The sequence below is a fragment of the Bacillus seohaeanensis genome, assembly GCF_042684945.1.
In the GTDB taxonomy this organism is placed as follows: domain Bacteria; phylum Bacillota; class Bacilli; order Bacillales; family Bacillaceae_B; genus Rossellomorea; species Rossellomorea seohaeanensis.
Genome location: NZ_JBHUMF010000015.1, coordinates 228068 through 252104, shown reverse-complemented (window position 1 = coordinate 252104; position 24037 = coordinate 228068). Strand labels below are relative to the sequence as shown.

Annotated in this window: 29 protein-coding genes; 22 read left to right on the top strand and 7 right to left on the bottom strand. The window is 36.4% G+C overall.

Annotated features, from left to right (window positions below):
• Positions 1–108: 108 nt before the first annotated feature.
• The 3 genes from kamA to ACFSUL_RS07320 all read left to right on the top strand — a co-directional run bounded on the left by kamA (position 109) and on the right by ACFSUL_RS07320 (position 2114).
• Positions 109–1527 (top strand): lysine 2,3-aminomutase, encoded by a 1419-nt coding sequence (kamA, locus tag ACFSUL_RS07330; RefSeq protein WP_377934063.1) that lies wholly within the window; start codon positions 109–111, stop codon positions 1525–1527.
• A complete protein-coding gene (locus tag ACFSUL_RS07325; RefSeq protein ID WP_377934060.1) occupies positions 1520–1810 on the top strand; it encodes a YokU family protein in 291 nt (96 codons plus the stop codon). Before kamA ends, ACFSUL_RS07325 begins: the two co-directional genes overlap by 8 nt.
• A gap of 79 nt (positions 1811–1889) precedes the next feature.
• Positions 1890–2114 (top strand): YozE family protein, encoded by a 225-nt coding sequence (locus ACFSUL_RS07320; protein ID WP_377934058.1) that lies wholly within the window; start codon positions 1890–1892, stop codon positions 2112–2114.
• Positions 2115–2209: 95 nt separating this feature from the next.
• Here the strand turns inward: ACFSUL_RS07320 and ACFSUL_RS07315 are convergent, their stop codons facing one another.
• Positions 2210–5431: a DEAD/DEAH box helicase gene (locus ACFSUL_RS07315; RefSeq protein ID WP_377934056.1), complete on the bottom strand. Its 3222-nt coding sequence runs from the start codon at positions 5429–5431 to the stop codon at positions 2210–2212.
• A 322-nt stretch (positions 5432–5753) separates the two neighbouring features.
• On the opposite strand from ACFSUL_RS07315, the gene ACFSUL_RS07310 reads away from it, so the two are divergent.
• Entirely contained in the window at positions 5754–6407 is a 654-nt protein-coding gene (locus tag ACFSUL_RS07310; protein ID WP_071411612.1) for a hypothetical protein, read from the top strand.
• Here ACFSUL_RS07310 and ACFSUL_RS07305 read toward each other — a convergent pair.
• On the bottom strand, positions 6391–6561 hold the full coding sequence (locus ACFSUL_RS07305; RefSeq protein ID WP_377934054.1) for a hypothetical protein: 171 nt from the start codon (positions 6559–6561) through the stop codon (positions 6391–6393). The two genes, ACFSUL_RS07310 and ACFSUL_RS07305, sit on opposite strands and share 17 nt — an antisense overlap.
• A gap of 128 nt (positions 6562–6689) precedes the next feature.
• Here ACFSUL_RS07305 and ACFSUL_RS07300 point away from each other — a divergent pair, with 128 nt between their 5' ends.
• The 5 genes from ACFSUL_RS07300 (at position 6690) to ACFSUL_RS07280 (ending at position 9698) form a co-directional block, all read left to right on the top strand.
• On the top strand, positions 6690–6872 hold the full coding sequence (locus tag ACFSUL_RS07300; protein ID WP_071411613.1) for a YozD family protein: 183 nt from the start codon (positions 6690–6692) through the stop codon (positions 6870–6872).
• A gap of 615 nt (positions 6873–7487) precedes the next feature.
• Positions 7488–7625 (top strand): hypothetical protein, encoded by a 138-nt coding sequence (locus ACFSUL_RS07295; protein ID WP_377934052.1) that lies wholly within the window; start codon positions 7488–7490, stop codon positions 7623–7625.
• Positions 7626–7692: 67 nt separating this feature from the next.
• Positions 7693–8490, top strand: a complete 798-nt coding sequence (locus ACFSUL_RS07290) for a serine/threonine protein kinase (RefSeq protein WP_377934050.1) — start codon at positions 7693–7695, stop codon at positions 8488–8490.
• Between the two features lie 23 nt (positions 8491–8513).
• On the top strand, positions 8514–9284 hold the full coding sequence (locus tag ACFSUL_RS07285; RefSeq protein ID WP_377934048.1) for a sporulation protein: 771 nt from the start codon (positions 8514–8516) through the stop codon (positions 9282–9284).
• Between the two features lie 93 nt (positions 9285–9377).
• Positions 9378–9698, top strand: a complete 321-nt coding sequence (locus tag ACFSUL_RS07280; RefSeq protein ID WP_071411615.1) for a YodL domain-containing protein — start codon at positions 9378–9380, stop codon at positions 9696–9698.
• A gap of 139 nt (positions 9699–9837) precedes the next feature.
• Here ACFSUL_RS07280 and ACFSUL_RS07275 read toward each other — a convergent pair whose 3' ends face one another.
• Together ACFSUL_RS07275 and ACFSUL_RS07270 are read right to left on the bottom strand one after the other, a co-directional pair.
• Positions 9838–9981, bottom strand: coding sequence for a hypothetical protein (locus ACFSUL_RS07275; RefSeq protein ID WP_377934045.1), 144 nt, complete (start codon positions 9979–9981; stop codon positions 9838–9840).
• 15 nt (positions 9982–9996) lie between these two features.
• Positions 9997–10119, bottom strand: coding sequence for a hypothetical protein (locus ACFSUL_RS07270; protein WP_377934043.1), 123 nt, complete (start codon positions 10117–10119; stop codon positions 9997–9999).
• Between the two features lie 135 nt (positions 10120–10254).
• Here ACFSUL_RS07270 and deoD point away from each other — a divergent pair, with 135 nt between their 5' ends.
• From deoD to ACFSUL_RS07230, 8 genes are all read left to right on the top strand, one after another.
• Positions 10255–10959 (top strand): purine-nucleoside phosphorylase, encoded by a 705-nt coding sequence (deoD, locus tag ACFSUL_RS07265; RefSeq protein WP_377934041.1) that lies wholly within the window; start codon positions 10255–10257, stop codon positions 10957–10959.
• A 464-nt stretch (positions 10960–11423) separates the two neighbouring features.
• Complete coding sequence (locus tag ACFSUL_RS07260; RefSeq protein WP_377934039.1) at positions 11424–12293, top strand: M15 family metallopeptidase; 870 nt, start codon at positions 11424–11426, stop codon at positions 12291–12293.
• 162 nt (positions 12294–12455) lie between these two features.
• The gene (locus tag ACFSUL_RS07255) at positions 12456–13061 is read left to right on the top strand and encodes a YitT family protein (RefSeq protein ID WP_377934037.1); all 606 of its coding nucleotides are present in this window, start codon (positions 12456–12458) and stop codon (positions 13059–13061) included.
• Between the two features lie 103 nt (positions 13062–13164).
• Entirely contained in the window at positions 13165–14640 is a 1476-nt protein-coding gene (locus tag ACFSUL_RS07250) for a lmo1851 family serine protease (protein ID WP_377934035.1), read from the top strand.
• 298 nt (positions 14641–14938) lie between these two features.
• Positions 14939–15856 carry a CobW family GTP-binding protein gene (locus tag ACFSUL_RS07245; protein ID WP_377934214.1) on the top strand — a complete coding sequence of 306 codons (918 nt, stop codon included), beginning with the start codon at positions 14939–14941 and terminating at the stop codon, positions 15854–15856.
• 48 nt (positions 15857–15904) lie between these two features.
• The gene (locus ACFSUL_RS07240) at positions 15905–16201 is read left to right on the top strand and encodes a hypothetical protein (protein WP_377934033.1); all 297 of its coding nucleotides are present in this window, start codon (positions 15905–15907) and stop codon (positions 16199–16201) included.
• A 94-nt stretch (positions 16202–16295) separates the two neighbouring features.
• On the top strand, positions 16296–16625 hold the full coding sequence (locus ACFSUL_RS07235; RefSeq protein WP_377934212.1) for a DUF2085 domain-containing protein: 330 nt from the start codon (positions 16296–16298) through the stop codon (positions 16623–16625).
• 71 nt (positions 16626–16696) lie between these two features.
• Entirely contained in the window at positions 16697–17137 is a 441-nt protein-coding gene (locus ACFSUL_RS07230; RefSeq protein ID WP_377934031.1) for a MarR family winged helix-turn-helix transcriptional regulator, read from the top strand.
• An 82-nt stretch (positions 17138–17219) separates the two neighbouring features.
• On the opposite strand, the gene ACFSUL_RS07225 is transcribed toward ACFSUL_RS07230, so the two are convergent.
• Positions 17220–17465, bottom strand: coding sequence for a DNA alkylation repair protein (locus ACFSUL_RS07225; RefSeq protein ID WP_377934029.1), 246 nt, complete (start codon positions 17463–17465; stop codon positions 17220–17222).
• 71 nt (positions 17466–17536) lie between these two features.
• Here ACFSUL_RS07225 and ACFSUL_RS07220 point away from each other — a divergent pair, with 71 nt between their 5' ends.
• The 4 genes from ACFSUL_RS07220 to ACFSUL_RS07205 all read left to right on the top strand — a co-directional run bounded on the left by ACFSUL_RS07220 (position 17537) and on the right by ACFSUL_RS07205 (position 20478).
• On the top strand, positions 17537–17809 hold the full coding sequence (locus tag ACFSUL_RS07220) for a hypothetical protein (protein ID WP_377934027.1): 273 nt from the start codon (positions 17537–17539) through the stop codon (positions 17807–17809).
• Between the two features lie 365 nt (positions 17810–18174).
• Complete coding sequence (locus ACFSUL_RS07215) at positions 18175–18942, top strand: CAP domain-containing protein (RefSeq protein WP_377934025.1); 768 nt, start codon at positions 18175–18177, stop codon at positions 18940–18942.
• A gap of 126 nt (positions 18943–19068) precedes the next feature.
• Entirely contained in the window at positions 19069–19590 is a 522-nt protein-coding gene (locus ACFSUL_RS07210) for a GNAT family N-acetyltransferase (RefSeq protein WP_377934023.1), read from the top strand.
• A 108-nt stretch (positions 19591–19698) separates the two neighbouring features.
• Positions 19699–20478: an SDR family oxidoreductase gene (locus ACFSUL_RS07205; RefSeq protein ID WP_377934210.1), complete on the top strand. Its 780-nt coding sequence runs from the start codon at positions 19699–19701 to the stop codon at positions 20476–20478.
• A gap of 143 nt (positions 20479–20621) precedes the next feature.
• On the opposite strand, the gene ACFSUL_RS07200 is transcribed toward ACFSUL_RS07205, so the two are convergent.
• Complete coding sequence (locus tag ACFSUL_RS07200) at positions 20622–21977, bottom strand: MATE family efflux transporter (protein WP_377934021.1); 1356 nt, start codon at positions 21975–21977, stop codon at positions 20622–20624.
• 314 nt (positions 21978–22291) lie between these two features.
• Between ACFSUL_RS07200 and ACFSUL_RS07195 the strand changes: the two genes are divergently transcribed.
• Positions 22292–23362, top strand: a complete 1071-nt coding sequence (locus tag ACFSUL_RS07195) for an undecaprenyldiphospho-muramoylpentapeptide beta-N-acetylglucosaminyltransferase (protein WP_377934019.1) — start codon at positions 22292–22294, stop codon at positions 23360–23362.
• A 90-nt stretch (positions 23363–23452) separates the two neighbouring features.
• On the opposite strand, the gene ACFSUL_RS07190 is transcribed toward ACFSUL_RS07195, so the two are convergent.
• The gene (locus ACFSUL_RS07190; protein ID WP_377934017.1) at positions 23453–23929 is read right to left on the bottom strand and encodes a hypothetical protein; all 477 of its coding nucleotides are present in this window, start codon (positions 23927–23929) and stop codon (positions 23453–23455) included.
• Positions 23930–24037 lie beyond the last annotated feature (108 nt).

The window sequence follows — 24037 nt, the reverse complement described above, 5'->3', positions numbered from 1 at the left end:
GTCCCCTTCATAGCCTATGACAAAGGAAGTAATGAGGGAAAAAGTCCCCCTTTATACATTCCAAGAAGAAAAATTTCTTCTAACAGAATGAAAAGGATGGTGGAAAAAATGGAAATGAACTTGTATAAGCCTAAACGGCATTGGAAGGATATTGAATTATGGAAAGATGTGCCCGAAGAGAAGTGGAATAACTGGTTATGGCAGCTGACAAATACAATTAGAACGTTAGATGACTTGAAGAAAGTTGTAAATTTGACACCGGAAGAAGAAGAGGGTGTCAAAATTTCGACGAAAACAATCCCGTTAAATATTACTCCATATTATGCTTGGTTAATGAATGAAAATGATCCTCGTTGTCCAATCCGTATGCAATCTGTCCCAATTAGTGAAGAGATGTATAAAACAAAATACGACTTAGAAGATCCTTTGCAAGAAGACGATGATTCTCCAGTTCCTGGTTTAACTCATCGTTACCCCGATCGTGTATTATTCCTTGTCACCAATCAATGCTCCATGTACTGCAGATATTGCACAAGAAGGAGATTTTCCGGACAAATCGGTATGGGTGTTCCAAAAAAACAGCTCGATGATGCAATTAACTATATAAGAGAAACTCCGGAAGTACGAGATGTACTGCTCTCTGGTGGAGATGGTTTACTAATAAATGACAAAATTTTAGAATATATCCTGAAAAACCTACGAGAAATTCCTCATGTAGAGATCATTAGAATCGGAACGAGAGCGCCTGTTGTATTTCCACAACGAATAACAGAAAATCTCTGTAATATCCTGAAAAAATATCACCCTGTTTGGTTAAATACCCATTTTAATACATCAATAGAAATTACAGAAGAAGCAAAAAAAGCATGTGAAATGTTAGTAGATGCGGGAGTTCCTGTAGGAAACCAAGCGGTTATTTTAGCAGGAATAAATGACAGTGTTCCAATCATGAAAAAGTTGATGCATGATTTAGTAAAAATAAGAGTAAGGCCTTATTATATTTATCAATGCGACCTCTCAGAAGGAATTGGTCATTTCCGTGCACCAGTAGCAAAAGGCCTCGAAATTATGGAAGGGCTTAGAGGACATACATCAGGGTATGCTGTACCGACATTTGTTGTGGATGCCCCAGGAGGTGGAGGTAAAATATCACTGCAGCCAAATTATATTATTTCTCAAAGTGCTGAAAAAGTAGTACTCCGTAACTTTGAAGGAGTGATTACGTCCTACCCAGAGCCAGAAAAGTATACTCCAGGACGTGCAGATGATTATTTTAATGAAATTTATGCTACCGAAGAAGTAAAAGACTCCACCATTGGAATAGCTGGATTAATGAATGATACACACTCCACATTAGTACCGCAGAACCTGAAACGCTTGGAAAGAAGGAAGGAGTATGAAGAAAATCCTGAACATACGTCTTTGAAAGATTTCCGCGAAAAACGTGATGAACTGAAAGAGAAAAAACATAAAGCGATGTTAGCGAAAATAGAAAAGAATAGAGAGGAGACTAAAAAAGATGAGTAACAGCAGCATTGTAGTATGTGAGTGGTGTCAAGAAACTCAGGCTAAAGTCATAAAGACCTCTGTATTTTGGGAATTACCTGATGGGAATCGGGCTATTGAAATAACGAATACACCGAGTATAGAATGTCAGGGGTGTGACATGCTATATCAGCAAGAAGAAACGGTTAACGAAATAGAGGATCAGCTATTATTAATCGATACGAATGTTCTCGCTGATGAAGTAACATATGATGATTTAATGAAGGTCCCCCGTAAATTGAAGCGGAACTATTTTAGATATTAAAAGGAATTTCACCTTTACGAATGGGGAAACATTCGTTATCCTTTTAAAAAGAACTTTAGATTATAGGCAGGGTAAAAATATGAGAAAATCCTTTTATCACTTTTTAATGAAATATCGGCAGCCAAAGGTAACTGATTCGTTAACAGCGTTTGCTAATGCTGTGTATGAAGACCATGGCTTTCCAAAACAATTGCACCAGTACGATGAACTAAGCTCCTATCTTGAATTAAACGGACATTATCTTGAAAGTATGACTATTTTTGATGAAGCGTGGGAGAAATATTTAGTAGAAGAGAAAGAGTAAAAATCAAAAGGTGCTAGGAGAGAAATTCTCCTAGCACCTTTTGACTTTAATATTCGCTGAAGTAATGTACTCGTTTAAAAGGGTCTTTACTTCTTTTATATCATCAATATTTCTCGAATATCCTCTTCTGTGAGGGAAGACGGCGCTTTTTCTTTAGAATCAATGATTTCTTCAATCAGATGTCTCTTTTTCTCTTGCAGCTCATTCATTTTTTCTTCGATTGTACCGCGTGCTACAAGCTTGATGACCTGTACAACATTTGTCTGCCCAATACGATGGGCACGATCAGCGGCTTGTTCCTCAACGGCAGGGTTCCACCAAGTATCATAAAGTATCACAGTATCGGCACCTGTCAGATTGAGACCTGTACCACCTGCTTTCAAGGAAATGAGGAAGATATCCCGTTCACCCGCATTGAATCGATTGCATGTTTCTACTCGATCTTCTGATGGAGTTTGTCCATCAAGGTAGAAAAAAGGTAAGCCTTGAATTGCTAACTTTCTACCTATGAGATCCAGCATTTTCGTGAATTGCGAGAAGATCAATACCCTTCTTCCAGAAAGCCTTGATTCCTCTAAAATTTGCATTAGGTGTTCAAATTTTGCGGAGTTTCCTTTATAGCCGTCTACAAATAAGGCTGGGTGGCAACAAATCTGTCGTAACCGAGTCAACCCAGCAAGGATTTTAATACGATTTTTCCGAAGTGTGTCTTTGTCTAGATGCTTCAACGTGTCGTGTCGGAGCTTCGCCAAATAGGCAGTATACAGCTTCTTCTGATCAGGAAGTAATTCTACTGATTCCATCGACTCCATTTTTTTCGGAAGTTCCGAAACTACATCCTCTTTTAGCCTACGAAGTAAAAATGGACGGATTCTTCGGGCGATTGTTTTCCTGGAAAGATTACTGTATTCCTTCAATCCTAGGAATAGTTCAGGAAAGATAACGTGAAAAATGGACCATAGCTCTTCTGGTGAATTTTCCACAGGTGTACCAGTAAGGGCGAACCGGTAATTTGCCTGTATCTTCTTGACCGCTTTTGCTGTTTGTGTCACAGGATTTTTAAATGCTTGTGCTTCATCAAACAACACAGTATGATAGGTCTGCTTTTCGTACCACATTATGTCTCTACGTAACAGAGGATAGGAGGTAATGATAACATCTATATCTACTAATTCTTTCTGTATTTTGTCCCTCTCTGTTTTATTGCCATCGACAACAATTGCTTGTACATCTGGGGTGAATTTCATAATTTCACTAAGCCAGTTATACGTCAAAGAGGATGGGCAAACAATCAAGACTGGGAGCTTCTTTTTACGGATGTCAGGAAGCTCTGATTGAATGAACGTGATGCTTTGCAGCGTTTTACCTAGTCCCATATCATCCGCGAGAATCCCTCCGAATCCGTAGCTAGCAAGTGTTTTCATCCATTTGAAGCCATATTTTTGATAGTCTCGCAATATTGACCCTAAATTCTTTGGTACTTCAAACTCTAAGCCGTCTGGATTGCGGATATTTTTTAAGAACTTACGAAATGATTCCTCTAACATGAATACATTGTTATCATTAACAGAATCAAGAAGGGGGAGCCCCTGGACGAGTGGCATATTCAAGCCACTTTCGAGATCCTCATTCTCGACTGGGACTGTATTCAGAAAACGGTTAACTTCTTCAAATTCTCTTGTCTCCAGCGAGAGTAGTGATCCGTTTGGCAACCGATAATATTTCCGTTTTTCCTCTAAAGCCAATAAAATCTCACGTATATGATTTTCAGGAATGCCATCCATTTCAAACTTGAATTCTAGCCAATTGGTCCGTTGTTTTTTAATCTTAACCTTAATTTGCGGACGAGTGTTTCCTCTGAAAATTCGATTTTTCACAGCTGTCGTTGCATACAGTTGTACAAGTTTTTGAAGTTTCGGAATGATATTGTATAAAAACTCATATTCCAACTCTTCATTATGCAAAAAATAGCCGCCATCTGTTTTAGCAAACGAGCTGTCTTCCATCAGTTGTAGGATTGCATTTTCTTTTTCTATATCTCTTATAAGCATATAGCCTCTCTGGAGTTCCTCGTCTTCCAATGGATTAATGACAATGTTTTCATAGTGAAATTCTAATCCGGCAAGCAAGCGATTTCTCACACGATCTAAGTATAGTTTGGCAATCAATGGTGACTTCATCAACTGCTTAGAAACTGTTCCAGATAGTTGAACAGTACCTAGTTTTTTTAAGCCTGGAACAATTTTTTCTAGGAATAGATTAACTTGCTTATGAGAGATAGGTATTTGATTCGTTCTTGAAACATCTAGCATTTGTTTAAGTTCTGAAAGTCTTTTGCTATCCTCACTTTTTAGCTGTATTAGTTTTCCTTCAGATAGGACAGAATTATATGAATCTAGAACAATCATTTGGTTTAACCCTTTGATTTTGAGTTGATAGCCCTTGTCTTGTGTTTCTGCAAATTCAAATTGTAAAGGAAGGGGTTCGTCTGATACATAAAGACCATTAAACGTATTTCCACCATACGTAACTTTCACCAGTGGTGCTTTTATAAGTAAAGGGATAAGGTGTTCCCAAGAAGATGGTGGAATGAGTAATAGGTGATTGCTGATAGTATAGTCCGATTTGTTCGGTAATGTATTAACATACACCTTTTCATCATGGATTACTTGGATAAGCTGCTGGATTACAGCATCTGTTTCTTTTTGAAAGCAATGAAGGTTTGGGTCGTACGTAAATGAACTAGAAAGCAAACTAGGAAGCTTGTCTTTTACATGCTCTAGAAAATCGCGGATATTTTGTACGATAATTGAACCGATCTTAACTTCAATTCCAAATATATGCCGTCCTTTGTCTATAGTGACAGGTTTACACGTAAACGCTGTATCAAGCACTTGCCTGTTTTCAAAGTGGAGTTGATGGCCACTTGACCGTATAGGGTGATCATGGAAAAGAGTCAGAAAATCTTCTGCCAGTGCTTGGTTTGTTGAAGAATTAGATGGACGTTCACTTGAACCAATAGAGACTGATCCTTGACGTTGATGCTCGTAGATCGATAGTAAAACGGCCGCAATATGCTGACAATCCTTTTGGAAGGAAGCGAGCGTAGGGCAACTACACTTCGTATAAAGATCTCCGCTCACATCCTTTTCAATGGTGACATGAAAATCTTCCGTTCCTATAACTGTTGCTTTACAACTCTCGGTACTGTAATGCTCAAATATTACTTTATTAGCACGATAAAAAGAGTCCCCTCTTTTGAAGGAGACTGTACCACACATTTCTTTAATTATTTTTTGGTTTAATTTTATATTCAAATGCTTTGCTCCTTCCTGAGGATAGTGTGCTTCTGTTATTAAGGTTTGTATATGTGTTCTGACTAAATGATGGTACGTTGTATGGGATTTAACGCTCGGACATTAACTTCACTATTATATTAATGTAACTACCGCAATTGTATCATAAATAACGGCGGAATATTTTTGTGATTGTTCTAAGAAAGAGGAGGTGAATCGGGCTATTTGAAGGGATAGCACTCTACTTTTTCCTGCATATAATATAAGTGAAACTTCAATTAGTGGGAGTTTTACTACTCGTTAATGCGGGATAAATAAACTGCGACCTAAGGGAGAGGGGAGAATGAATAAACACAATAAACCGAAGTTTCGAATTGGAGATACGGTAGTAGTGACGATTTATGGAACAGTTGGCAAAATAACAGAGATAAAGACTATTGATGGAGAGTTCTTTTACGAAGTGAATGATAGTGAAGGACTATTTAAAGAAAAGACACTTGAATTGCTCGATACGTACGAAGGGTATATTTTCGAACAAGAGCAAATTGATATAGAGTATAAATTTTTGTTTGGGGATCTGGTCATTGTAAGAGGGTATGAAAATGACTTGTTTAAGATAGTCGGATTCCGGACAGAAATTTGGAGATATAAAGAAGATGCTTGGGAAGAGGTTATATATGAATTGATGAGAGTGTCGGATGGGGAATGGCTTGAAGCTAATGAGGAAGAGTTGACACTCATTGCCGATGTAGAACAAGCGGAGGCGTTTATTCGTAAATATGGGCTTGTATTTCCAGGGAAAAATGAAGAACAGCCACTCCTTCTGCAAAATTCGGGTGAGGACAAAATGGTTTGGATAGATCAATTGTTAGACTACTATAATGATAATAAATTATTATATCAACTTTTCTCCGATGAAAAGTATTTAAAGAAAATGGAATATATTCTAGAACAACTGCGACAACAATCCGTTCAAATAGTTAAAGAGAAGGAATGAATTCCATAAGGATGTACAAGAAGACGGGAATAGAAAGTAGCCAAAAAGATAAAGAAATTCCCTTCAGTATTTTTTCCATTGCTTGGGCGATGATTCCTTCTCCATTTTCTAAATCTGTTAGTGTTGATCTTTTTTCTGTAGAAAGGTTTTCCATTAGTACACGTCCTTTTCGTTTTGATGTTTTATCCTATGCTTGTCCAACACCTTTTATGAAAAGTTTTTATGTATGGTCATAACGAAAAGACAAACATCATAGATTGAAGAACAAAGGGGGCGATAATTGTGCGAGAAATAGAAGTTTTCATCGACACAGAGGAAATTGCTGAATTCTTTTTCCAAGAGCTTGTTCAAAGAGGTTATGTTCCAACTGAAGAAGAGTTAGATGAAATCGCCGATATTACTTTTGAATACCTTATTGCAAAATGCATAATCGATGAAGAACCGGAAGAAGAGGACACAAAGTAATTCCCTTGTTCTTCTACATACAGTGAAACTCCAATCAGTGACGCTTTTCTATTGATTGTTAGTTGAACTAATCGGGCAATTACTGCCAGATACTAAGTACAGAATATTTACCGGAATAAAAGGCAGTGCAGCCTAAAAACCTAAAAAGCAATTACTGCCAGTTATTGCGGAACATTGAAAAAGACTGAAAAAAGGACAAAACTGTAGTTGGCCTTTTGACTTCAGTCTTTTTTTGCTGAAATTATAATGAGAATAAACAATATGATATGTTAATTTAGGAAAAACAAATTAAATCACTTCATAATGAAACTAAATCACTTTATAATCGTATATAGTAATAAGCGTTATTCTTAAGAACCCAAAGGAGGGTACACATTGTTAAAAAAAATATTAAAAAGCGTACTTGGATCTAGCTCAAGTAGACGTTATCGTTCTTACAGTTCCAGTGATCGCAAATACTACTCAAAAAAACATAAACACTATGGCCACCACCACTACAAACGAAAATACAAAAGCAAAAGCTTCTTCTCAAGCTTCTTTAGTAGTTGATAAGAAAAGCGGAAGCGGCTCGTTCAGCTCGCGAAGAAAATAGGGATTATCCTCAAAAGGCGCTTTTTGCCTTTAGAGGATAATCATCTTTTTCATAGCGAGCTAGCCGCTGAAGCTGGACATAGAAAAGCGGAAGCGGCTCGTTCAGCTCGCGAAGAAAATAGGGATTATCCTCAAAAGGCGTTTTTTGCCTTTAGAGGATAATCATCTTTTTCATAGCGAGCTAGCCGCTAAAGTTGAATCGAATTAGATATAAATAGCAGGTGACAGAATGTTTGTAGGCATCTTTCGAAAGCTAATAGACAGTATGGAACGAACTTGGAAAAATGGTCTCAAAATCGATAATTATGATGTAAAGCAACTCATTGGAAAAGGAAGCTATGGAACTGCTTATCTAGTGAATCACCAGGAGAATGGTAAACCTGCTGTATTAAAAAGAATTCGCCCATATAAGAAATTAGTTGGAAACTCCATGAATTATTTGGAAAACGAAATGAACGCATTAAATGACTTATCACATCCACAAATTCCGGCACTATACGCAAAAGGGGAATATAAGGGAACCCCCTATTTTGTTATGGAATGGAAAAATGGAAAAAACTTTGAACAGCTTATTTTTGGTGAAGAACAAAGTTATTCCGAACTTGAGTCTCTTCAAATAACAGCTAAATTGATGAATTTAGTTCAATGGATTCATCGTAAAGGGTATATTCATCGCGATCTGCGAATTCCAAACATACTTTTTTATAAAAACGAAATTTCCGTTGTGGATTTCGGTCTAGCTTGTTTACAAGAAGGAATAGGGAGTGGAAAGCATAAAATTCATAAAGATTATATGAGAGAAAAAACAGTTAAAAGTGATTTTTATGCTGTAGGTCATTTTTTATTATTTTTACTTTATTCTTCCTTTGAACCTTCTACCAAAAAGGAAAAGAGCTGGGAGGAAGAGCTTTCCTTATCAAATAAGACAAAACGAATTTTAAGAAGGCTGTTACAAATCGAGCGTCCTTATGAGGATGATAACGAAGTGTTAAATGATCTGTATGCAGCAATAGAATTTTTAAAATAGTGGAAAACTGAGGAGGAATTTTTATGTCTATGTTTAACAAAGTGTTTGCTTCTATTGGGATTGGAGCCGCATCAGTAGACACTAAATTAGAAAAATCAAATTTTCAAGCAGGGGAGACGGTTAACGGAATTGTAGAAGTAACAGGCGGTAATGTAGAGCAGAAAATCGATTCCATTTACCTGACCCTATTCACGACATATATTCGGGAATCCGATGACAAAAAGTATACAGACTATGCTCCAATACAAAAGGTGAGAATTTCAGAACCATTTTCCATAAAAGAAAAAGAAGTAAAACAACTGCCGTTTTCTTTCCGGATTCCGTTAGAAACACCAGTTACTTACGGCAATACAAGAGTGTGGATAGCTACTGGCCTTGATATTAAAAATGCTATGGATCCAAAAGATAAAGATTATATTGAAATTGCACCAGCAGAACTGCCTGATAAAGTATTAAAAACGATTCAGGATTTAGGATTCCGTATCCGCAAAGTGGACTGTGAACAAGCTCCTCGTCGCTATCGTGGTAAATATCCTTTTGTTCAGGAATTTGAGTTTGTCCCTACTAATAGCACGTATAAGCGAAACCTAGATGAATTAGAAGTAGTTTTCTTTAACCAATCAGAAACTAGCGTTGACCTACTAATAGAAGTAGATAGAAGAGCTAGAGGTTTAGGTGGTTTTCTTGCTGAAGCACTAGAAATGGATGAGTCCATGGTCAGAGTTACGGTAACTAAATCAGATATCCCATCTTTATCCCAAAAATTACAAGAAGTTATTCATCGTTTTTCCTAATTAGTAATTCGACAAAAGTAGTCCTTTTTCTTTGAAGGATTCGACAAGGAAAAAGGATAAATATATGAGTACCATAAAGTTGGAGGGGTGCTCATGGCTTTACTTGAAAGAATTATACGCCCAAGATCATACAATAAAGTATACGATGTGACTTTATTTCAGACGCCTAGGTTTAGAGTCTATAAAGGGTATGAAGAAGTATATCGCACATCAGTAGAAGGAAATGGGCATGATGATGCTCTCTATCAAATATTTCGAATGTTCAATGTACCCGATTTAATGCCAGGCGATTACAATGCGAGATATGTTGCAACAGGAGATATTGTTTTTATTGATGAAGGAAGAGGCGGCCATTATTATTATCGACTAGAGCCAGATGGATGGAAAGAGGTAAACAGAATTCATATTAAATGAAAAGACTGTGGCTAATTCATAAGTGCACGTCACTTTGAAGTAGCCACAGTCTTTTATTTATCCGCATTAATGGGCAGTAAGCCCCCAACTTCGAGTACTTGAAGAAGCATACCCACTGATTGAAGATTCGCTTTATGATTTATAAATTATCCCCAGGACCGTTTTTTCTTTTTTTAGCAGAGTATTCTTTGCCATGTGCTTCCTGTTCTGCAATGATAGCTTCATCTGGAATATGGTTATTCTTTTTAGGTGAATTTATTCTATTTCGGTGTTTTTTACCCAATTAGTGTCCCTCCTGTCATCCCTTTAGTCTTTTCGTTTTTGATGTATTTGGTGCATGGCGTGCGCGTGAGGTAGGGTTTGTTTCATTTGCGTGTTGTACTGCTTGTTGAAGTTTTTTACTCATTTTCTTTTCAGTCATTTTGTTTTCCCTCCTTCACATTTATATTTTCCAAATGTAGCGTTTTCATGAGTTGGATTCGATAATTGCATGTATTGCCAAAAAAGCTTACAATGGTCATGCAAGAAGGATTAAGCAAATCAAGGAGGAAAAGTTTTGAGTATACATATTAATGCAAAAGAAAATGAAATAGCGGAAACGGTACTACTTCCTGGTGATCCGTTACGTGCCAAATACATTGCTGAGACGTTTTTAGAAAATCCAGTTTGCTACAATGAAGTTAGAAATATGTTTGGATACACTGGTACATATAAAGGAAAACGAATAAGTGTCCAAGGAACTGGGATGGGTGTTCCGTCCATCTCTATTTATATTAATGAATTGATGCAAAGCTATAACGTCCAAAATCTTATTCGTGTTGGTACTTGCGGAGCTATTCAAAAAGATGTAAAAGTACGTGACGTTATTCTTGGAATGACAGCTTCAACGGATTCAACTATTAACCGACAAACTTTTAATGGAATTGATTATGCACCAACTGCTGACTTTGATCTTTTAAAACGCGCGTATGATGCAGGGGAGGCCAAGGGTCTTAACTTAAAAGTAGGTAACGTATTTACAGCGGATATGTTCTATAACGACAACGCAGAACATGAAAAGTGGGCTCAATATGGAATTTTGGCTATCGAAATGGAAACGGCAGCACTTTATACATTAGCGGCGAAATTCGGACGAAAAGCATTATCAGTATTAACAGTAAGCGACCACATTTTAACGGGTGAAGAAACAAGTGCGGAAGAACGTCAAACAACATTTAATGAAATGATTGAGGTTGCTTTAGAAGCAGCTATTAAAGAATAACATACTAAAAAAAGGTGATAATCCATTGATTGGTTATCACTCTTTTTTTAGTATCTGGCTATTGTCTAAAAGGTTGTTGCTTTTTAACAACAGTTGAAAACATAGAGTGGATTGCAGCAGAAGGAACGGTCCATTACCCACAAACAGCAAACTTTACGAAAAACTCACATGGCGGCTGAAACAAAGCCGCCACCATCTACTATAAAAAAGCAAATTTAGTGCCAAAATAGTGTAGAATCAATTTATTTTGGTTAATTTTGCAATGCTTAAAACTATTTTTTTCCTACAAACACTTCAATATTAAAAAACTTGGAACGCTACTAATTCCAAGTTTTTTTTCTGTCTAGGCTGTGAGGTTACATCCAAAATCTTACTAAAAAAGACTCACTATGTTCTTGCTTACAGAATAGAACAATCGTGTTATGATAGTGAATGGATTAAATATAAAGAAATAAGGTGAAATTATGAAAAAGATCTTGCTTTCTGGCGCTGCTGTAGTTTTATTATCTGGCTGTCAGCAAGTTCAAGATTGGTCTGGAGATCTTTTTGGCCAAAAACAAGAAACAGAAAAAGTGAAAGAAGACCAGGATCTAGCAAAAGACCAAAAGAAAACTTCTGAACCTGAAGAAAATGAAAAAGGAACTGGGCAGGACGATTCAACAAATGAAAATCAAGAGGAAATCCCACCAGAGCTCCTACTTGAAGGTAAGTTTTTTAACAAAGTTGAGGTTGTGGATGGAAAAAAGGTTATTCAAAATCCAGCCAATATTTTAGCTCTTGTTAACAAAGAATTCGCTTTAGGTGAATATAAGCCAGACGATTTAGTTCGACCAAATGTACCGTTCCTATTTGGAAATCAGGATTTAGAAAAAGCATACATTCGGCAAGATGCAGCGACTGCCCTAGAAAATATGTTTGCTGAAGCTAAGAAACAAAATATTGAACTAGTGGCGGTATCAGGTTACCGATCTTATGATTATCAAGAAATGCTACTAGAAAGAGAGATTCAGCAATTCGGAAAAGAAAAGGCAGTGAAAGCCGTTGCTCCTCCAGGTCAGAGTGAGCACCAATCAGGGCTCGCAATGGACATATCTAGTGAAAGCAATGATTTTCAAATAGATATAGCGTTTGGTCAAACAGTGGAAGGAAAATGGCTCAGTGCCAATGCTCACAAGTTCGGATTTATTCTCCGCTATCCGGAAGACAAGGTGGATATAACACTGTACCAGTATGAGCCATGGCATTTTCGCTATGTAGGGAAAGAAGCAGCGAAAGTTATTTATGAAAATGAGTGGACACTTGAAGAGTATTTTCAAAATGTAAAAGAAATCTAAAATTAGTGGGCAGCATGCTTTTAATGGCATGCTGCCCTTTTTTAATATAACATATATCTATAAAAATCCATTTCCCCCAACTAATTTAAAAATTTCTCTTTCAAAACTACTTTTTCCACCTTTTTTATCATACAACAATAAGAGAGGTTGTCTACTTTTTAGATGACAGGGGTGGTTGAACTGTTCTGGACGTTAATGAAAATTATTATTGGAAGTCTGTTAGTGGGTATTGGAATAAATGGGTTCTTTGTTCCACATCATTTTTTGGATGGGGGAATGATTGGTATTGGGTTAATCGCACATTATTGGTTTGATGTTGCTCCAGGACTAACCATTATTATTTTAAGTATCCCCCTATTTGGTATTGCCTTTTTTATAAACCGGAATCTCTTTTATAATAGTATTCATGGAATGTGGCTATCGTCTTTAATGATTGATGTGTTAGGTGGATTAAAATGGTTAGTAGATATTCCACCGATGTTTAGCGCTTTTATTGGCGGAACCTTTGTAGGAGTGGGGATAGGATTAATGTTGAGGGCGAATGCTGCAACGGGAGGCAGTGATCTGTTAGCGCAGCTTGTTGGGAAAAAAACTGGATGGAATGTGGGAAAACTGATTTTTGTGTTCGATGCAATAGTACTCACAATAGGTTGGCCAATCATTGGCTTAGAAGCACTGCTTTATTCTTTGCTTGCTGTTAGTACGGTAGGTTTTTTTACGACGATTTTAACACATGATAGTAGTAACGATGGATTTTCCTTTCACTAATATAAAAAAGCTGATAGAATGAAGAAGTTACTTTAGTAAAGTTTGCTTTAAACAAGACAAGATTACTCATTCAAGATACATAGCAACGAAAGTGGTGAAAGCTTTGGAACAGGATAAAACGGGACAAAACCCAAATCCTAATGGAGAAGAAAGTAGCGGAAGTTTTATAAAAATAAAAAAGTTTCAATTTGTGATGCTCATGTTTTTGCTCGTATTCGCTACAGCAGGAATTACAACATTTGCTTTAGCTTTTGGAGATGAAAAAGCGGTCAATGTGGGTGTTACGGAGAGAACGGAATTTCAAAAGTTATATGAGGCCTATGATAAATTAAATGAAAACTATTATAAAGATTTAAAAGATGCTGACCTTGTCAACGGAGCAATTAATGGGATGCTTGATGCTATTGGGGATCCGTATTCTGACTATATGGATGAAGAAGAGGCTAAGAAGTTTCAAGAAAGCATCTCCTCGTCTTTCGAAGGGATAGGAGCAGAAATTCAAGAGCAAAATGGGTTTATTTCTATCGTTTCCCCTATTAAAGGTTCGCCAGCAGAGAAGGCAGGTTTGCAGCCTAACGATAAAGTCCTTAAGGTAAATGGGGAAAGTATTCAAGGAATGTCAGTTACAGACGCGGTCTTGCTGATTCGCGGTAAAAAGGGAACAAAAGTTACGCTTACTATACAACGATCTGAACAATCAGACCCACGCGAAGTTACAATTACCCGCGATGAAATTCCAATTGAGACTGTGTATGCAGAAATGGTAGGCAATGGAGTCGCCAAGGTTCAAATAACTAGTTTTTCTGATGACACATATAACGAACTACAAAAAGCTTTAAAAGACATGAAAGATAAAGGAATGAAACGTTTAGTGCTTGATTTAAGGCAAAACCCAGGTGGTTTATTGGATCAAGCAATTAAGATTTCTAATCTTTTTGTTCCTAAAGGGGAAGTCCTCTTTCAAGTAGAGGACCATAATGGTAAGGTCGAGAAATTCGTTGCAGAAGATGGGGACAAAATAGAAGTGCCTGTAGCTGTCCTTATTGATGGCGGAAGTGCAAGTGCATCTGAGATTTTAGCTGCTGCTGTAAGCGAATCAAATGACATACCACTTATTGGGACAAAGACTTTTGGTAAAGGTACTGTACAAACAGCGGAAAACTTTACAGACGGATCTAATATGAAATTTACGACAGCAAAATGGTTAACACCGAAAGGCAATTGGATTCATGAAAAAGGAATTAAACCTGACTACGAGGTGGAGATGCCTGACTATGCTGAGCTGCCTTATTTGAACCCTGAAAAAGAGTTAACAGAATCTGCTCTATCGGAACAAGTGAAAACAGCGGAAGAGATGCTGAATGCATTAGGGTTTAATCCAGGGAACGTAGATGGCTTTTACGACGAAGACACGAAAAAAGCAGTTTCTAAGTTCCAAGAACAGATGAAGCTCGAAGTAACAGGTTCTTTAAAAGGTGATACGACCATCAAGTTAATGGAAGAACTTAGAGATAAATTACAAGAAAACGATCCGCAGGTTAAAAAGGCTGTTGAAATCCTTCAACAACAAAAGGATTAATAGAACAAAAGCGGAAGCGTCTTGATTTCAGAGTTGCCCAAGTACGAATAGTTTATAATTTCCTGAAGGATAAAAAAGCAGTGTTCTCTATGTTAAAGGGAGCGCTGCTTTTTGATTACTAGGGATTTAAATAAAAAGTTTTCACAGTCATACTTAAGCACCTAGACCTACTTACGGTCATATTATGAAGGAATACGTTGAATTCTAAAAATAGAGCAAACTATTTCGCTTTCATTGTATTTGTGGAATTCTTTCTTTAAAATAGGAAGGTGAAGGTAGGAAGAGAAAGGGATTGAAGATGAAAAAAGACGTTTATGTATTATCCGGATTTTTAGGGAGTGGGAAAACAACTCTACTAAAAAAAATATTAAAGTCATTTAAGAATCAAGGGAAAAAGCCAGCAGTATTAATGAATGAACTTGGAAATGTTTCCATCGATAGTGATGTTGTTGAAGAGGACACTCCGTTAAAAGAATTACTCGATGGCTGTATTTGTTGTACTATTCAGGAAAAATTAGAGTCACAGCTTCAAGAATTATTATGGAATGAAGAGTTTGATGTACTGATAATTGAAACAACTGGAGCTGCACATCCTGTGGAAGTAGTTGATTCTATTTTATCGCCTTTGTTTGCTGACCGGTTACAATTTAAAGGAATCCTGACAGTTGTAGATGCATTTCAATGGAAAGCAAGAAGTGAACTTAGTCCAGCGATTCTACATCTGATGAGGGAACAAATTCGTCATGCTAACTACATAATTGTTAATAAGGAAGACTTACTAACAGAAATGGAAAAAGGGACAGTAGTGTTTGAAATACAACAACTCAATTCAAATGGAAAATTGTATTTAACTAATTACTCTACTATTCCACTTCAAGATATAGTAAATAGCAATGTCAAAATGGATAGGCTACAGCATCAAAAAGCAGACATTGGAAAGGAACTTGCATTACAAGCAATTGTTTATACATTTGAAGGGGTCGTTACGGGAGAAGCATTTGAAAAGTGGCTAAGGGCTTTACCATCGTCCATCTACAGAATTAAAGGATACGTACCACTTAAGGGAAGAAAATATCCGACAATGTTTCAATATTCTTACGGTATGCCGTTATTTATGCCAGAACAAATGAATATGCCAAAAAATTTAGTCATAATAGGAGAAGGTATGGCGAAACAAGATTTGTTGCAATCGTTAGAACAAATTGATGAAAAATGAAACCAAAGCAATTGACCCTCCGTAAATATAATATGGAGGCGAGGCTGTATGGTTTTTCTTTTCATTAGTTTTAATTTATTTTTATTAGTGAGTGGAATATATGGTCTTACCATTAGTGAAACAACGACACAGTATATTATTTTTTCGAGTTTAACATTGCTAAGCGTCATTTTGTTTATCGTAATGGTAGTTTATTATCGAAAACGTTCAAATAAAAAAACAAATGATAGTTTGCTCGATTGTGGGGATTGTTTACTATATGGACCGGACTGCATGCCGAATATGCCCAAAGGGAAAAAGGGTTTTGATTGTGATGGTACGGACTGTGATTGTTCTATACCATAAAGTGCAACTTTAATAGGTGAGATTTTATTACCTGTTAATGTGAGATAAAGTAGCTTGTTGGAAGGAGAGGGTTTACTTGTTTCTTTTAGAATTTATGCCTTGTCATCGGCATAGGGAACGTTCGCTAGTTATAAAAGGACGTCAGTTTCCGTTATGTTATCGGTGCATGGCTATTCTTTTAGGAATCATAGTAATATCTCCTATAATATGGTTTCTCCAGCTTCCATCGAGTTTGCTTGTTTTTCCTATTTCTATTCTGTTAAATATTCCACTTATTCTAGATGGTGTGACACAAGCAGCAAAACACAGGCAAAGCAATAATTTTCTAAGATTCGTGACAGGGATAATGAGTGGTGGAGGCTTGGCTTTAAGTATAGTCCATTCTGCAAAGTTACTAGTAACTATTATTGTGGGAATGACATAATACAATCACTATCTTAAAATAAAATAATGAAGTTGATTAAATACTAATCAATCTAAGAAAGGTCGATCGTTGTGAAGGAAGAGTTGTTTAATCTTGAAGGGTTATTACGATCCGCTTCTAGAATGATGAAAGCGGACATTCGCGAATTGCTAGGTGACGGCATGACTAGTAGTGAGTTCATGGTCATTCGTCTTATAGAAGACCAAGGAGCACTCAAGGCTTCGGAAGTTTCTAAGTTAATGGAAGTTTCCGCAAGTCATATTACTTCTGTCACTGATTCACTTGTAGAAAAAGGGTTTATTACAAGACAGCGTTCATCAGAGGACCGCCGAGTAATCGAGTTAGCACTAACGGATGACGGAAAGGCGAGGCTTATTCATTTTAAAAAGAAAAAATCATTATATTTTCAACAACTTTTTCAGTCCTTTTCAGAAGAGGAAATTCTTAATTTTATGAAGTTGATTGAAAAAATGTTGACACATAAAGACAAAGCGAAACAAGACTTTTCCTAACTTTTTATTTCAATCGATAATTTTTCACTGATAAAAGGGATGACATTTACATGATCATCCCCCCGAATGTGTTTTCCCAACTTTAACGGCCACTTTCACCAAACTTTTTAAACGTTTGCTCATCTTCCACAAGCCCGCAAGCAGCACATTGAATTTTATTTTCCGGCCCTTTATAAGGTAAATGAAATGGATCTAGTTGCCCACTATCATACTGCTCTATAACCTCGCCTGAATTTGGATCTAATTTCACGCTCTGAGCAACTTGTGGAATAATATTGAAACGAGATCGGTTTGTTTTACAATTTGGACAACGATATGGTGCAGTCATACTATCACCCTTCTATATAGTTTTTGTTAGTATGTGCTGATAAACAAAAATATATGTAAAGGACGCAAGGAATGAAAGAAAAAACATTTTTGTATTTATTAAATTCGTATCGCAGTTTATGGAATAATCGCCAATTGGGTTATACAGATTCCTCAGCAGAAGCTGTCCTTAAAGAGGCGATAAAACGAGACCTGTTAGATGAGAACAGTCACCCACGAATTAGAAAAAATAAAGAGGAAAAATATTATCTAGCAATAAAACGAATTATAGAATCGTCTTTACATGAAAAAGACAAGTTGCAATTAATTCAGCTATATACAGAAAGCCTTACCGAATTTAGGTAAGGTTTTTTTACGATTTAAATTGTATAGATTTCTGCTACAACAGTTATTTTCACGTTTCATTAGAAACTCCTTTGCAACAATTGTTACAGAATTCCCTGTTTAAAAAAGTTGTCAACCCAGTGGTACTGCCAAATTTTAGTGTTAGAAGTTGGATTATGTTAAAAAAGGAAATGAAAGTAAACTATTTAACTCTCTGATTAAGCGTAGATAATTACTAGATTTATAGTAGATTAAGTATGTTTTTCATTTTCATTTTTTGCTACAAACATGAATTTTCCAAGTTCTCCCGTAAATATAACAAAAACTCGATGGTATGATGAGTTTGTCAGCAAGACAACATATTTTCTTTGGGAGGAATTCTTCTTATGAATAAAAAAATGATTATTTCAACAGCAACTGCATTAACATTATTGGCAGCACCATTTGCAGCGGGTAAAGCTGATGCAGCAGAACAAACACAAGTTAAAACATACAAACAAGTTTACACTTATAACTATAATGGTAATCAAGAAGATTTAAATAAATGGGTTCAAAACATTCTATCAAAATATCAAATTCAATGGAAAGATATGAATAAAGCACCAGCAAAAGCAGAAGCACCTGCACCAGTAAAGGAACAGCCAAAAGCTGAAACTCCTGCACCGGCTGAGAAAGAAGCACCAAAAGCAGAGGCACCTAAACAAGAAGCAGCACCAACGCCAGTAAAAGAACAACAAGCTAAACAAGAGCAACCTGCAAAACAAACAAACAGTCAATTAAGCCAGTTTGAGCAACAAGTAGTAGAGTTAACAAACCAAGAACGTGCAAAACAGGGTCTTCCAGCATTAAAAATTGATGCAGAACTAAGTAAAGTAGCGCGTGAAAAGTCTCGTGATATGTCAGCTAACAACTATTTTTCTCACACAAGCCCGACATACGGATCTCCATTTGATATGATGAAGCAATTCGGTATCCAATATAAATCAGCTGGTGAGAATATCGCAATGGGTCAACGTACTCCACAAGAAGTTGTTAACGCATGGATGAATAGTGATGGTCACCGTAAAAATATCATGAGTTCTAAGTTCACTCATATCGGTGTGGGGCATGTAGAAAATGGTAATTACTGGACTCAACAGTTTATTGGTAAATAATATAATAATTGAAAAAACAGTCTTTCCTTTGGGAAGGCTGTTTTTATTTTTTAGAATTACATATTATTCTATACATAATGGACAACCTAAAGTAGATTATTTATAAGGTTTTCGGGAGGAAGCGATATGGACATTGCTTTTCGCAAAGGTATGGAAAAAGATTTACATCAATTAATGGGAATTATTAAGGATACAATTCAAGTAATGAGTGAAAATGGAAATGACCAATGGACGGATGAATATCCAAGTGAAGAACATTTTCTTTCCGATATTAAAGATAATACCCTCTTTGTAGCGGTTAATGAAAAGGATATCCCAGTAGGAACAGTAACGATAGATAAAAAGGCTCCCGCTGCGTACAAAGAAATAGACTGGAGAAAGGATGAAGAAGCTTTTTATATTCATCGGATAGCAGTGGATATACATGTCAGAGGACAAGGAATTGCTAGCAAGTTACTTTCATTTTCTGATCAATTTGCAAAGGAGCAAAATATATACTATTTACGGACAGATACTTACTCTTTAAATGAAAAAGCACAAAAATTATTTGTGAAAAATGGCTATGTAGAGGTTGGTATGATTTCAGCCGAAGCAAGTTATCTAGGAAAATCTCGCCCATTCCATGCATATGACAAGATTTTATTCTAAGTATTGAATGGTTTTCCCTTGTGAAAAGTATTTAAGTTTGCAATTTTTTAGATAGCTTCTTACTATGGAGATAGAAACGTTTGAATATGGAGAGGATACACTTTGAATCTGACAAAAACAGTACTTATTACTGGCGGATCAAAAGGGATTGGTAAAAGGACTGCTATAGCGTTTGCAAAAAAGAACTTTAATATTATTATTAACTATCGCAGCAACAAACAAGAAGCCGAACTATTTGTAGCAACATTAAAACATCAATATGACATTCAGGTATCTGCTATTAAAGCGGATATTTCTTTACCAGACGAATGTACTGAATTAGTTGAAAAAAGTATACAACTGTTCGGGAAAGTAGATGTGCTAGTACATAATGCGGGACCTTATGTGAAGGACAGAAAGAAATTTGATGACTATTTACCAAGTGAATGGAATTATATGATCAACGGAAACCTCAACAGTGTTTTTTACTTATCAAGATTGCTTGTTCCTTATATGAGGGAAAAACAGTGGGGAAGAATAATTACTACGGGGTTTGATCGTGTCGAAACTGCACCAGGATGGATTTACCGTTCCGCCTTTGCAGCAGCGAAATCGGGACTTGCTTCTTTTACAAAAACTTTGGCATTAGAGGAAGCTTCGAATGGTATTACTGCAAACATGGTTTGTCCTGGGGACATTGTTGGTGATTGGAAAGAAAACAGCATAGAGACTGCACAAAAAGAGAGAGACAACTCCAATCCTGTGGGGCGGCCTGGTACAGGAGAAGACCTTGCACGGGTTATAACATTTTTAGCCTCAGAAGAATCAGATTTTATCACAGGAGCAGTTATCCCAGTAACAGGGGGGAAAGATGTGTTAGGTAAAGTGTTTCACCAATCTAGCAAGTAAAAAGACTGACCTAGCTGCATCTGCTTTTTGATATGTCTAGCTCCTTGAGGTCATAAGCCAAGCATCCCCAAAAGGAAAAGAGCGTCTTTTTCGAGGTGCTTGGCTTATGCTTGTTGGAGCCGATTAAGCTGCATCTGCTTTTCTTAACTATATTGTTTTCTGAATTGTTTTTGAATAAGAAGTAATCGTATCGATAATGTAATGGCTCCTGCTGTTAATCCAGAAGTAAGCCCAATCCAATACCCATAAGGACCGAATGATGTGTAGTGACTCAAAATATATCCTAAGGGCAAACCGATTACCCAATAAGAGACAAGTGCCATTATAAAAGTGACATTTACATCTTTATATCCTCGCAATGCTCCTTGCACAGGAGCTTGTATGGCATCAGAAAGCTGGAAGAGAACTGCGTAAAGAAGGAAATGACTAATTAGTTTTAACACTTCCTCATCACTTGTGTAAATAATGGCCAGTTCATTTTTGAACAATAACAAAAGTATTCCATATATTACGGCTAAAATAAGTGCAATCAGGACTCCCATCCAGCTGTAGGTTCTAGCATCCTTTAGTCTCTTAGCACCTACCTCGAATCCAACAACAATTGTTAACGCCATTGAAATACTAAGTGGGATCATATATAGAAAGGATGCAAAATTAATTGCCGCCTGATGTGCCGCGATAACATTTGTACTGTAATCACTCATCAATAGCGTGACGGCAGAGAAAATACTCACTTCAAAAAAAATAGATAGTCCAATCGGTACGCCAATTTTAAAAAGTTCTTTCCATTTATCTAAGGATATACCGTAAAGTTTACTGAAAACTCTATACTCATTAAAGGGACGTTTTGAATAAATAACCCAAAAGGCAATTAGCGCTATAAGCCAATACGTTATAGCAGAAGCATAGCCTGCGCCGACACCTCCTAATGTAGGGAAACCAAGTTTTCCGTAAATCAGTAAATAATTGAAAACAACATTAATCGGTAAAGAAGTTAGCGTGATGAACATAGATACTCTAGTCATTCCAAGTGCATCGATAAATGAACGGAGAGCATTGTAAATAAATAGCGGTATTATTCCGAACGAGAGAGCAATCAAATACTCTTTTGCGATGCTTCTAACCTCTGATTCGATATTCATTCCGTTTAAAATAGGGTCTAACAGGAATGCCCCCGTGATCATGACAACAACAGAAAGAAATATAGAGGCATAAACACCTTGAAGGATTGTGTTTGGAACTTCTTTTTTACTATTTCCCCCAATATGTTGAGCGACGATAGGAGTAATGGATAATAAAATGCCGCTTAAGCCTGTAAAGACAGGTACCCATAGAGACGAGCCAATAGCCACCCCTGCTAAATCAACAGGTGAATACCTCCCAGACATAATTGTGTCAAAGAAGTTCATGGCGAACATTCCGAGCTGTGTTACAAGAATCGGAATTAAAATTACTAAAAATTGCTTTAATTTTTCTTTTACTGTATTTGTCTCTTTCATGAAATAGACTCCTTAATTATGAATAAAGAAATATTATATCACACGGAATCTAAGAAGAAGTGTAAAAATGCCATTTACTTTTAACTTTCGGTATAATACATGTAAGGAATAGATTAATAGCAACATTGTATTCAGTAGGAGTTATTCTTCAAATGATACAAACGGGAATAATCGAGAGAAAAGGCTCATAATATGGTATGTCCGTACTAAACCTAACATTTTTAAGTACTTCTTTTAAATGATTCCATAATTAATCTAAATTTGATAAAATAAATGTTTACTTTGGAAAATTAAAGAGATTGGAGTTTACATAAATGAGCAAGCATATTTTATTTACTGGCGGAGGTTCCGCAGGTCATGTGACGGTAAATACGGCATTAATTCCGTTTTTTGAAAAAAAGGGATGGGACATTTCCTATATTGGGTCAAGAGCGGGTATTGAAAATGAAATAATTACAGATCAATTTCCACATATTCCTTTCTATGGAATTTCAAGCGGGAAACTCCGTCGTTATTTTTCTTGGAAAAACTTCACAGATCCATTTTTAGTAATGAAAGGTGTTATGGATGCATTATCCGTTATAAGGAAAACAAAACCGGATATTATTTTCTCTAAAGGGGGGTTTGTGTCTGTACCAGTTGTTATGGCAGCAAAGATTGCAGGTATCCCCGTAGCAATCCATGAATCAGATGTTACTCCAGGTCTTGCAAATAAGTTGGCTGTTCCTTTTGCAACCAAGATTTTTACGACATTTCCTGAGACAGTAAAAGCATTGCCGGAAAATAAAACATTGTGTGCGGGCTCGATTATTAGAGAAGAATTATTCACAGGCGACGATAAAGAAGGAAAGCGTCTGACAGGTTATTTCGACCAGAAACCTATTTTGATGATTATGGGAGGAAGTTTAGGCGCAAAAAAAATTAATGAAAGTGTTAGAGAAAATCTGAAGGAGCTTTTGAAGTCTTTTCAGATTGTCCATATTTGTGGTAAAGGAAATATCGAACCTAGTTTTAAAGAACAAGGCTATAAACAGTTTGAATTTATTAAAGGGGAATTGCCACATTATTTGGCGATGACGGATTTTGTTATTTCTCGTGCAGGTTCAAATTCTATATTTGAGTTCCTTGCTCTAAAAAAACCGATGCTCCTTATTCCGCTTTCAAGAGAAGCGAGTAGAGGAGACCAAATCTTGAATGCTAATTCATTTGTAAAACAAGGATTTGCCTTAAAGTTAGAAGAAGAAGAACTGACACCACAATCATTTATGGAAAAGGTGAAGGAGCTTCAATCAAATAAAGCGGCATTTATTAAAAATATGGAAAAAGCACCAAAAGCTTATACAATTCAAGATATGTACGAAGAATTGACCTCTATGGCGAAGTAATAATGAAGGGTTTTTCATTTTTAGACCGACTCCATACCGCTGCGTTTATAATTGGCGGATTATGGAGTCATTTTTATAACCTTAAACATTTCACTCAGAAACATATTTTTCTTTTAAAATTTCCGTGGATTGGTCACCAAACCGGTGTGAATCTAAATCTCTTGATGAAAATAAATTAGAAAATGTTTTTTCAATAATAACTTGATAACTGTAAAGCATTGCTGAATAGAAAATACAAAGTAAGAATAGATAGTGTCGCTTCATTTTTTTTAGCTTATAGAGGCTTTGGTTTTCAAAAAAAGTTGTAACAGGATAAGCTAAAATAAAATTAATTACAGTATTCAACAGAAAATAAAGGGATAATCTTCCGAATGTTAGTTTTAACACCCAAATGGTTGCACAAATAAAAGGGCCAAAAATAAATGAAAAATCATCCAAAAGTTGTTTTTTCTTACTTCCTTTTACTTCCCATAGCCCAAAAACAGAATTAATTAATGTGGCAATGCAAAGGAATAAACTCACCAAGATTGCTGATGGGGAAAAGCGGGCTATTTCTTTTTTATTCAAAAACGTTAAACTTGTCCACGATAAAAGGATCATAAATATGCGGATAATAAGTTCCATTTCCTCACTACTCCCTATCTCTTTTTTATAAACTTCCCCTTACTCGTCATC

Bases quoted from the DNA above. Each gene is read 5' to 3' on its own strand.
- ACFSUL_RS07310 (WP_071411612.1), top strand. From the start codon at position 5,754: ATGAATAAACACAATAAACCGAAGTTTCGAATTGGAGATACGGTAGTA.
- ACFSUL_RS07280 (WP_071411615.1), top strand. From the start codon at position 9,378: ATGGCTTTACTTGAAAGAATTATACGCCCAAGATCATACAATAAAGTA.
- ACFSUL_RS07235 (WP_377934212.1), top strand. From the start codon at position 16,296: ATGCCTTGTCATCGGCATAGGGAACGTTCGCTAGTTATAAAAGGACGT.
- ACFSUL_RS07215 (WP_377934025.1), top strand. From the start codon at position 18,175: ATGAATAAAAAAATGATTATTTCAACAGCAACTGCATTAACATTATTG.
- ACFSUL_RS07255 (WP_377934037.1), top strand. From the start codon at position 12,456: ATGACAGGGGTGGTTGAACTGTTCTGGACGTTAATGAAAATTATTATT.
- ACFSUL_RS07195 (WP_377934019.1), top strand. From the start codon at position 22,292: ATGAGCAAGCATATTTTATTTACTGGCGGAGGTTCCGCAGGTCATGTG.
- ACFSUL_RS07290 (WP_377934050.1), top strand. From the start codon at position 7,693: ATGTTTGTAGGCATCTTTCGAAAGCTAATAGACAGTATGGAACGAACT.
- kamA (WP_377934063.1), top strand. From the start codon at position 109: ATGGAAATGAACTTGTATAAGCCTAAACGGCATTGGAAGGATATTGAA.
- ACFSUL_RS07260 (WP_377934039.1), top strand. From the start codon at position 11,424: ATGAAAAAGATCTTGCTTTCTGGCGCTGCTGTAGTTTTATTATCTGGC.
- ACFSUL_RS07325 (WP_377934060.1), top strand. From the start codon at position 1,520: ATGAGTAACAGCAGCATTGTAGTATGTGAGTGGTGTCAAGAAACTCAG.
- ACFSUL_RS07220 (WP_377934027.1), top strand. From the start codon at position 17,537: ATGAAAGAAAAAACATTTTTGTATTTATTAAATTCGTATCGCAGTTTA.
- ACFSUL_RS07270 (WP_377934043.1), bottom strand. From the start codon at position 10,119: ATGACTGAAAAGAAAATGAGTAAAAAACTTCAACAAGCAGTACAACAC.
- ACFSUL_RS07320 (WP_377934058.1), top strand. From the start codon at position 1,890: ATGAGAAAATCCTTTTATCACTTTTTAATGAAATATCGGCAGCCAAAG.
- ACFSUL_RS07285 (WP_377934048.1), top strand. From the start codon at position 8,514: ATGTCTATGTTTAACAAAGTGTTTGCTTCTATTGGGATTGGAGCCGCA.
- ACFSUL_RS07240 (WP_377934033.1), top strand. From the start codon at position 15,905: ATGGTTTTTCTTTTCATTAGTTTTAATTTATTTTTATTAGTGAGTGGA.
- ACFSUL_RS07200 (WP_377934021.1), bottom strand. From the start codon at position 21,977: ATGAAAGAGACAAATACAGTAAAAGAAAAATTAAAGCAATTTTTAGTA.
- ACFSUL_RS07305 (WP_377934054.1), bottom strand. From the start codon at position 6,561: ATGGAAAACCTTTCTACAGAAAAAAGATCAACACTAACAGATTTAGAA.
- ACFSUL_RS07245 (WP_377934214.1), top strand. From the start codon at position 14,939: ATGAAAAAAGACGTTTATGTATTATCCGGATTTTTAGGGAGTGGGAAA.
- ACFSUL_RS07225 (WP_377934029.1), bottom strand. From the start codon at position 17,465: ATGACTGCACCATATCGTTGTCCAAATTGTAAAACAAACCGATCTCGT.
- ACFSUL_RS07210 (WP_377934023.1), top strand. From the start codon at position 19,069: ATGGACATTGCTTTTCGCAAAGGTATGGAAAAAGATTTACATCAATTA.